Origin of the sequence: Aeromicrobium sp., from assembly GCF_047607065.1 — a bacterium.
GTDB lineage: Bacteria > Actinomycetota > Actinomycetes > Propionibacteriales > Nocardioidaceae > Aeromicrobium.
On the sequence record NZ_JASGDU010000006.1, the window covers coordinates 22,409 to 30,821 of the forward strand.

Sequence of the window (8,413 nt, forward strand, 5' to 3'; positions counted from 1 at the left end):
TCCTCCTACTGAGAGTGCAGATTGGGGTTCGCCTTCATCTTGGCACTGATGGTGAAGTACGCATCATCTGGTCTCGCGATATGGCCTAAGGTGGCCGTGATGAACACCGAGGATCGCGTGCTGACGGTGCCGAACGCGCTCAGTTTCGCCCGGCTGCTGCTGGTGCCCGTGTTCCTGTGGCTCGTCCTGGGGCCGCAGGAGGACGAGCTGGCACTCGTCGTGCTCGTCGTCTCTGGGGTCACCGACTACCTCGACGGCAAGCTTGCCCGCAAGCTGGGCCAGACCTCCAAGATCGGCGCGATCCTCGATCCAGTCGCCGACCGCCTGTACATCCTGGCCGTCGTCGTGGGCCTTGGCCTGCGCGAGATCATCCCCTGGTGGCTCGTCGTCGCGATCCCGCTGCGTGACGTGTTCCTGTTCAGCCTGGTGCCCTTCCTGCGCACCCGCGGCTTCAGTTCGCTGCCGGTCCACTTCCTCGGCAAGGCCGCCACGGCGGGCCTGCTGTACGCCTTCCCGCTGCTGCTGCTCGGCGACGGCACGGGCACGGTTGCCGACCTGGCCAACGTGTTCGGCTGGGCCTTCGCGATCTGGGGCGTGGGCCTGTACTGGTGGGGCGGCGTCCTGTACGCCGTGCAGGTCCGCAAGCTCTTGTCGACGACTGAACGCGCGCCGGCCGACGAGCCGCCCCCGTCGAGGAAGCGGCCTCCCGCGCGCCGCCGGGCATGACGTCCGCGCCGCGCCCCGAGAGCGCCCCGTATAGCCGGGAGGCGACCAGCCTGCTCGACTTGATCGCCGAGCGGGCGCTGGACGACGACTACTATCTGGTGCGGCCCGGCCGCTATTCGCGCTCCCGCAGCGTCAACACGCTGGCCACGGCGCTCATGCTGGGCTTGTTCACCCTGATGATCACCATCACGGCGGTCCAGTACTACCAGGACCTTCCCTCGCGCAGCGCCACGCGCACGGCCCTGCTGGACGATATCGAGCAGAGCGAGGTTCTGCGCGCCGACCTCCAGGCCCAGGTCGACGCCCTGGAGGCCGATGTCGCCGCGCTCCAGGGGGATCTGGTCAAGACCCCCGAGGAGCTGGCCGTGGAGCTGACGACCGGTGTCGCGGCGGTGCGTGGCGACGGCCTGACGATCACCATCGCGCCCGCCGAGGGGGTCGCCATCGGCGACGGCGAGCTCAAGGCGCTGGTCAACGAGCTGTGGATCGGCGGTGCCGAGGCCATCGCGGTCAACGGGCAGCGCTGGGGTGCCCTGACCTCGCTGCGCACCGCCGGCGGGGCGATCACCATCAACTTCACCTCCATCGGCGCGCCGTATGTGATCGAGGTGATCGGTGACCGGGAGGCCATCGTTGATCGTTTGGAGTCCAGCGGCGAAGATGACTACTGGAAGCGCCGCCAGACGCAGGACGAGCTGACCTACTCGCTGGCCGACACAGGCGACCAGGCGCTGCCCCCGGCCCCGGCTCACCGCACGACCGTCACCCACGCCACGGCGCTGCCCCCGAACGAAGGAACACCATGATCCCGGTTCTCGGACTCCTCATCGGCGTCGGCGTCGGACTCGTCGTGCAGCCCGAGGTCCCGGTCGCGCTGCAGCCGTACCTGCCCATCGCCATCGTCGCCGCCTTCGACGCCGTGGTCGGCGCGCTGCGCGCCCTCGGCGAGCGGCGCTTCGACGACCGGGTCTTCGTCGTGTCGTTCTTGTCGAACGTGTTGATCGCGGCGTTCATCGTCTTCCTGGGCGACCAGCTCGGCGTCGGCTCGCAGCTGTCGACCGGTGTCCTCGTGGTGCTGGGCATCCGGATCTTCGCCAACGCCGCAGCGATCAGGCGGCGGGTGTTCCATGCCTGAGTCCGCCGCCCGCGCCGCGCGCCCGGCCAGCCGCCCGCGCCAGGTGGCGACGGCGACCCTGCTGGGCCTGCTCGCCTTCGCGGTGACGGTCCAGGTCGGCCAGGACAAGGCCGACAACTACCAGAACCTGCGTAGCGCCGAACTGGTCGACCTGCTCAAGACGCTCGATGCCACCAACGGCCGGCTGACCGACCAGATCGCCGACCTCACTGCCACCCGCGACGAGTTGCAGACCTCCACCGACGCCTCCGAGACCGCGCAGAAGGAGGCGCAGCGCCGTCTCGACGATTTGTCGATCCTCGCCGGCACGGTGGGCGCGACCGGCCCGGGCGTGCGGCTGACGCTGGACGATCCGCAGGGCGACATCGGCGCGTCCCTGCTGCTGGACATGGTGCAGGAGCTGCGCGACGCCGGAGCCGAGGCCATCGTCATCAACGGGCATGCCCGGATCGTGGCGCACACGTGGTTCGCCGACGACAGCCAGGCCGGGGGAGTGCTGGTCTCCGGCACCCGTGTCGAGGCGCCGTACGTCATCGAGGCCATTGGCGATCCGGCCACGCTGGAGTCGGCGATGGGTTTTCGCGGCGGCGTGTCCGATCGCGTCGAGTCGCGCGGCGGCACCCTGACCGTCGAGCGCGTCGACACGATCACCATGACGGCACTGGCTGATGCGATCGCACCCGAGTACGCTCACAACGACTCTTGACCCCTTGTCGCCCCTGAAGGAGCACCGGTGATTCCCGAGGACCTGTACTACAGCGAAGAGCACGAGTGGGTGCGCATCGACGACGACGTTGCCACGGTCGGCATCACCGATTTCGCCCAGGATCAACTCGGCGACATCGTCTATGCCGATCTGCCGCAGGTCGGCGACGCTGTTGAGGCAGGCTCTACGGTGGGCGAACTCGAGTCGACCAAGTCCGTCAGCGACCTGTTCAGTCCGGTCGCCGGGGAGGTCATCGCCCGCAACGACGCCCTCGACGGTTCGGAGGAGGTCGTCAACTCCGATCCCTACGGCGAAGGCTGGCTGTTCAAGGTGCGCGTGGGCGAGGGTGCCGCCGAGGGCCTGCTGACGCCCGAGGAGTACACCGCTCTCACGTCGGCCTGACATGCCGGATGTTAGGTTGGACACCTCAGGGCGGACGCGACCGGCGTGTACCCGCAGACCAGGAGTGATGGGATATGACGACGCCAGGTGACGGTGTGGACTTCCCGCGTGACCTGACCGACCATACGACTCATATCCCGTTCGTCGATCACGACACCGAAGAGATGTCGGCCGACGATCTGGCGACGGTCGAACGGCTCCCCACAGGCGCGGCGATGCTGCTCGTGCAGCGCGGCCCGGACGCCGGCGCGCGCTTTCTGCTCGACGCCGACGAGATCACCGTCGGACGTCACCCGGCCAGCGACATCTTCCTCGACGACATCAGCGTCTCGCGCCGCCATGCGACGCTGCGCCGCCAGGGCGACACCTTCGTCGTGTCCGACAAGGGCAGCCTCAACGGCACCTACGTCAACCGCGACCGGATCGAGCGCGACATCGCGCTGTCGGGCGGCGACGAGGTCCAGTTCGGCAAGTTCCGGCTGCTGTTCTTCCAGGCCGCCGCGCAGCAGGGCCGCCTGTGAACGCAAGCGAGGCGTCCCTGCATCGCCTCGGCATCGGCAAGGTGCTCGATGAGTTGCGCCCGGAGTTCCCGGACCTGACCATCACCAAGATCCGCTATCTGGAGTCCGAGGGCCTGCTGGAGCCGGAGCGGACGCCCTCGGGGTATCGCAAGTTCAGTTTCGACGACGTCGAGCGGCTGCGGTTCATCCTGCGCCAGCAGCGCGACGCCTTCTGGCCGCTGAGCCACATCCGCCAGGTGCTCGACGACATGGACAACGGCCGCGCGCCGACCGCGCAGACGGGCCGGCACCTGACGCTGGCGCCCGACGGGCTGCCGACGGAGGCGACCTTTGCCGAGAAGCCCAGCCGGGAGCGGCTGACCCGCGAGGACCTGATCGACCAGGCGGGCATCGACGAGGTGCTGCTGGAGGAGATGGAGGCGCACGGCCTGATCGTGCGCCGGGCGCGCCAGCGGTACTACGACGGCGACGATCTGGCCATCGCGGTTGCGGTCGCCGAGCTGGCCGACCTCGGCGTCGAGCCGCGGCATCTGCGCCAGGTGCGCACTGCGGCCCAGCGCGAGGCCGACCTGGTGCGCCAGGTGGTCGGGCCGCGCACGGGCGAGGATGCCGAGGCGACAGCGGCGGCGCTCGCTGCGGGGTCGATCCGGCTGCACACGATGGTCCTGCGCTCGCTGCTGCAGGACTGACGCCCATGCGCGAGATGCAGATCGTCGGGGTTCGGGTCGACATGCCCGCCAATCAGCCTCTCGTGCTGTTGCGGGAGGTCGGCGGGCCGCGGGTGGTGCCGATCTGGATCGGCGCGGTGGAGGCTTCGGCCATCGCCTTCGCGCTGCAGGACACGCAGGCCAAGCGACCGCTGACGCACGAACTCATGGCGGCGGTCATCGACGCCCTGGGCGACGAGTTGGACCGGGTGGAGATCGTTGATGTCGACGACGGGGTCTTCTTCGCCGAACTGTGCTTCGCCTCCGGTGCGGTGGTGGAGGCGCGGCCTTCCGACGGTATTGCTCTCGCGCTGCGCTGTGCGGCGAGCGTGTTCTGCGCCGATGATGTGCTGGACGATGCCGGGATCGTGCCAGAATCGGACCAGGAGGCCGAGGTGGAGCGCTTCCGCGAGTTCCTCGATGACGTGGTTCCCGAGGACTTCGCGTAGCGGTCAGGCAGTCGGCGGCCCGACACGCCGCAGCGGTCCTTGACCACTCTAACCCTCATGTTTACGTTGAGGTTGCTGTTGATCTCACCGCCGCCTCCGGGAGCGGAGTAGTCTTCCCTGTACCGACGCATCGAAAAGTAGGGCGTGACATGACCGATCCCCGCGACGCCGACCACGCTGGCGCGACGGCCTCGGCCGCTGAGCAGCAAGGACGGTTGTTCGACGACGATCTGGCACCGGTCCCCGGGGACACCGGATTTCGCGGCCCCACGGCCTGCTCGGCAGCGGGCATCACCTACCGGCAGCTCGACTACTGGGCGCGCACCAAACTGGTCGAGCCGACCGTGCGCTCGGCGACCGGCTCGGGCACGCAGCGCCTGTACTCCTTCCGCGACATCCTGCTGCTCAAGATCATCAAGCGCCTGCTCGACGCGGGGGTCTCGCTGCAGCAGATCCGTACCGCCATCGAGCATCTGCGCGAGCGCGGCACCGACGACCTGACCCAGGTCACGCTGATGAGCGACGGTGCCAGCGTCTACGAGTGCCGCTCCAGCGATGAGGTCATCGACCTCCTGCGCGGCGGCCAAGGGGTCTTCGGTATCGCCATCGGCGGGGTGTGGAAGGAGATCGAAGGCTCGTTGCACGAACTGCCCAGCGAACGGACGGTCCCTGCCCCGAGGCTCGTCAACGACGAGTTGGCGGCCCGCCGCCGCGCTCGAGGTGCCAGTTAGGGCGTCCGCCGGTGGAGTGAGGCCGGGGTCGTTCCTGGCTTCGCTTTAGCCCGGAGTTTGACCGGCTGCGTGGCCGGTGGGACACTGGAAGACGCGGGAATGAGGCTGTCCCGCCTCGCGCCGCCCGGCACTTTCGGATCTTTTCGCCTCATCGTTGGAGGTCTTCATCTCATGGCCAAGGCCCTTGTCGGTTATCTCGGCGGCCCGACCCCCGCTCAACTGCATCAGTCGGCGCTCCTCAAGCGCCGCGTCGCCGACCTGGAGGCCGAGGTCGAGCGCCTGAAGACCGAGAACGACGGCCTGCTCGCCGCGCTGCACGAGCGGGTCGAGTCCGTCACCGCAGCCGACCTGCTGGAACCCGTCGGCCGCTGACCGGGCGCGCACCTCAGCAGGTGTCCGTCCGCGCGACCTCTAGGGTGGGGCCGTGTATCTGAAGAGCCTGACGCTGCGCGGTTTCAAGTCCTTCGCGTCGTCGACGACCCTGGAACTGGAACCAGGCATCACCTGTGTCGTCGGCCCCAACGGCTCGGGCAAGTCCAATGTCGTCGACGCCCTCGCCTGGGTCATGGGTGAGCAGGGCGCGAAGTCGCTGCGCGGCGGCAAGATGGAAGACGTCATCTTCGCCGGCACCGCCGGGCGCGCGCCGTTGGGCCGCGCCGAGGTCGTCTTGACCATCGACAACTCCGACGGTGCGCTGCCCATCGAGTACAGCGAGGTCACCATCTCGCGCACGATGTTCCGCAACGGCGGCTCCGAATACGCCATCAACGGCGACACGGTGCGCCTGCTCGACGTGCAGGAGCTGCTGAGCGACTCGGGTATCGGCCGCGAGATGCACGTCATCGTCGGCCAGGGGCAGCTCGACTCGGTGCTGCGGGCCACGGCCGAGGAGCGCCGCGGCTTCATCGAGGAGGCCGCCGGCGTCCTCAAGCACCGCAAGCGCAAGGAGAAGGCGCTGCGCAAGCTGGAGGCTACGCAGGGCAATCTGACCCGCCTGGCCGATGTGCTCAACGAGCTGCGCCGCCAGCTCAAGCCGCTCGGGCGGCAGGCCGAGGTGGCCCGCAAGGCTGCGGTGATCCAGGCCGACGTCCGTGACGCGCGCGCCCGGCTGCTCGCCGACGATGTGGTCACTGCCCAGCAGGTCATCGAGACCGAGCTGGCTGACGAGGCCGCCTTGCGCGAACGCCGGGCGGCCGTGGAGGCGTCCATCGCACAGGCCCGGCGCGCCGAGGCCGAGCTGGAGGACCGGCTCCGCGACGATGCGCCGCGGCTGTCGGCGGCCCAGGACGCCTGGTATGCGCTGTCGGGGGTGCGCGAGCGTTTTCGCGGCACGGCGAGCCTGGCCGCCGAGAGGGTGCGCCTGGCGGCGGTCAACGCCGAGGAGCAGCGCCACGGCCGTGATCCGGAGGAGTTGGAGGCCGATGCGCGGCGTGCCCAGGAGCAGCACGACCGGCTCTCCGAGGAGGTGGCCGCCTCGGCCGAGACCCTCGAACGGGTGGTCGCCGAGCGGGCCGAGACCGAGAAGGCCTATGCCGAGGAGGAGCGGCGCATCGCGGGCCTGCTGCGCGCTGCGGCCGACCGGCGCGAGGGGTTGGCGCGCCTGCACGGTCAGGTCAACGCGATCCGCTCGCGGGCCGAGGCCGCCGACGCCGAACTGGGGCGTCTGACGGCCGCCCGCGACGCCGCCATCGAGCGGGCCGACGCGGCGCAGGCGGAGTTCACCGCGCTGGAGACGCAGATCGCCGGGCTGTCGGCCGGCGAGTCGGGTCTGGACGCGGAGCTGGAGCGGGCCGAGGCCGCGCTGGGCGAGGTCGAGGCGACGACCGCCGAGGTCGCGGCCCGCGTGCAGGATCTCGAACGGTCCGAGGCGGCGCTCGTGGCGCGCAAGGACGCCCTCGAACTGGGCCTGGACGCCAAGGACGGCGCGGGCGCGCTGCTGGCTGCCTCCGACCAGGTGGCCGGCGTGCTCGGCTCGGTGGCGGCCTTGTTGGCGGTGCGTCCCGGATACGAGGCCGCTGTGGCTTCCGCGCTGGGATCTGCGGCCGATGCCGTGGCCGTCGATGCCCTCGATTCCGCAGTGGGTGCCATGCGCAAGCTCAAGGACGACGATCTGGGGCGGGCAGGCCTGCTGTTGGGCGGCAGCGTCGCCGACGAGACCGAGTGGCCGTCGCTGCCGGACTTCGCGGTCTACGCCGCCGACGTGATCGAGGCCCCCGAGAACCTGACTGGCGCGGTGCGCCGCCTGCTGTTCAAGGTGGCGGTTGTCGACGATCTCGACCGGGCGCGCGTCCTGGTGCGGCAGGCCGGCGACGTCACGGCGGTCACCCGCGACGGCGACCTGCTCGGCGCGCATTTCGCCTCGGGCGGGTCGGCACCCCGCCAGAGCCTCATCGAGGTCAAGGCCGCAGTCGACCAGGCCGCCGCCGACCTGCAGCGCACCCGTCACGACCTGGAGCGGGCGCGTTTCGAGCAGCAGCGCCTGGCCGCCGAGCGGGAGACTGCGGGCAAGGCCGTCGATGCCGTGCTGGAGCGGCTGCACGAGTCGGATGCGGAGATGGCGGCGGTGGCCGAGTCGCTGGGCCGGCTCGGGTCGACCGCGCGTGCGGCGCGGGGTGAGGCCGAGCGTCTCGATCAGCAGATCATCGAGGCGAAGGCGGCGCACGAGCGCGACCGGGGCGGCTTGGCCGATCTGGAGGAGCGGCTGGCCCAGGCCGAGGCCGCACCCGACGAGGAGCCGGACACCACCGAGATGGAGGCCCTGTCGCAGGCGGCGGCGCAGGCGCGCCGGGCCGAGACCGAGGCGCGGCTCGCGCTGCGTACCAACGAGGAGCGGGCGCGGGCGCTGGAGGGGCAGGTGCGGGCGCTGGTGAGTTCGGCCGAGGCCGAGCGCGAGGCCCGCCGCAGGGCTGCCGAGCGGCGCGAGCGGCAGCGGCGCGAGGCCGAGGTCGCGTCGGTGGTGATCGCCGCGACGGACCGGGCGCTGGGCCGTCTGGGGGAGTCCATCGAGGCTGCGGCGGTGCTGCGTTCGGAGATCGA

Annotated in this window: 11 protein-coding genes; all 11 read left to right on the forward strand. The window is 70.3% G+C overall.

Features of this window, described 5'->3' with window-relative positions; all coding sequences use genetic code 11:
- Positions 1 to 99: 99 nt before the first annotated feature.
- A complete protein-coding gene (locus QM597_RS00610) occupies positions 100 to 726 on the forward strand; it encodes a CDP-alcohol phosphatidyltransferase family protein (protein WP_415002937.1) in 627 nt (208 codons plus the stop codon).
- Complete coding sequence (locus QM597_RS00615) at positions 723 to 1,532, forward strand: DUF881 domain-containing protein (RefSeq protein ID WP_415002938.1); 810 nt, start codon at positions 723 to 725, stop codon at positions 1,530 to 1,532. Before QM597_RS00610 ends, QM597_RS00615 begins: the two co-directional genes overlap by 4 nt.
- Positions 1,529 to 1,861, forward strand: coding sequence for a small basic family protein (locus QM597_RS00620; RefSeq protein WP_415002939.1), 333 nt, complete (start codon positions 1,529 to 1,531; stop codon positions 1,859 to 1,861). Before QM597_RS00615 ends, QM597_RS00620 begins: the two co-directional genes overlap by 4 nt.
- The gene (locus tag QM597_RS00625; RefSeq protein ID WP_415002940.1) at positions 1,854 to 2,567 is read left to right on the forward strand and encodes a DUF881 domain-containing protein; all 714 of its coding nucleotides are present in this window, start codon (positions 1,854 to 1,856) and stop codon (positions 2,565 to 2,567) included. Before QM597_RS00620 ends, QM597_RS00625 begins: the two co-directional genes overlap by 8 nt.
- A 27-nt stretch (positions 2,568 to 2,594) precedes the next feature.
- Positions 2,595 to 2,969, forward strand: coding sequence for a glycine cleavage system protein GcvH (gene gcvH / locus QM597_RS00630; RefSeq protein ID WP_415002941.1), 375 nt, complete (start codon positions 2,595 to 2,597; stop codon positions 2,967 to 2,969).
- Positions 2,970 to 3,043: 74 nt separating this feature from the next.
- Entirely contained in the window at positions 3,044 to 3,490 is a 447-nt protein-coding gene (locus QM597_RS00635) for an FHA domain-containing protein (RefSeq protein WP_415002942.1), read from the forward strand.
- On the forward strand, positions 3,487 to 4,179 hold the full coding sequence (locus QM597_RS00640) for a MerR family transcriptional regulator (RefSeq protein ID WP_415002943.1): 693 nt from the start codon (positions 3,487 to 3,489) through the stop codon (positions 4,177 to 4,179). The genes QM597_RS00635 and QM597_RS00640 overlap by 4 nt, the downstream gene beginning before the upstream one ends.
- Before the next feature lie 5 nt (positions 4,180 to 4,184).
- Positions 4,185 to 4,646 carry a bifunctional nuclease family protein gene (locus QM597_RS00645; protein ID WP_415002944.1) on the forward strand — a complete coding sequence of 154 codons (462 nt, stop codon included), beginning with the start codon at positions 4,185 to 4,187 and terminating at the stop codon, positions 4,644 to 4,646.
- Between the two features lie 149 nt (positions 4,647 to 4,795).
- Positions 4,796 to 5,377 (forward strand): MerR family transcriptional regulator, encoded by a 582-nt coding sequence (locus tag QM597_RS00650; protein ID WP_415002945.1) that lies wholly within the window; start codon positions 4,796 to 4,798, stop codon positions 5,375 to 5,377.
- 171 nt (positions 5,378 to 5,548) lie between these two features.
- The gene (locus tag QM597_RS00655) at positions 5,549 to 5,749 is read left to right on the forward strand and encodes a hypothetical protein (RefSeq protein WP_415002946.1); all 201 of its coding nucleotides are present in this window, start codon (positions 5,549 to 5,551) and stop codon (positions 5,747 to 5,749) included.
- A gap of 52 nt (positions 5,750 to 5,801) precedes the next feature.
- Positions 5,802 to 8,413, forward strand: a 2,612-nt coding sequence (gene smc / locus QM597_RS00660) for a chromosome segregation protein SMC (protein ID WP_415002947.1), incomplete at its 3' end; no start/stop codon positions are given.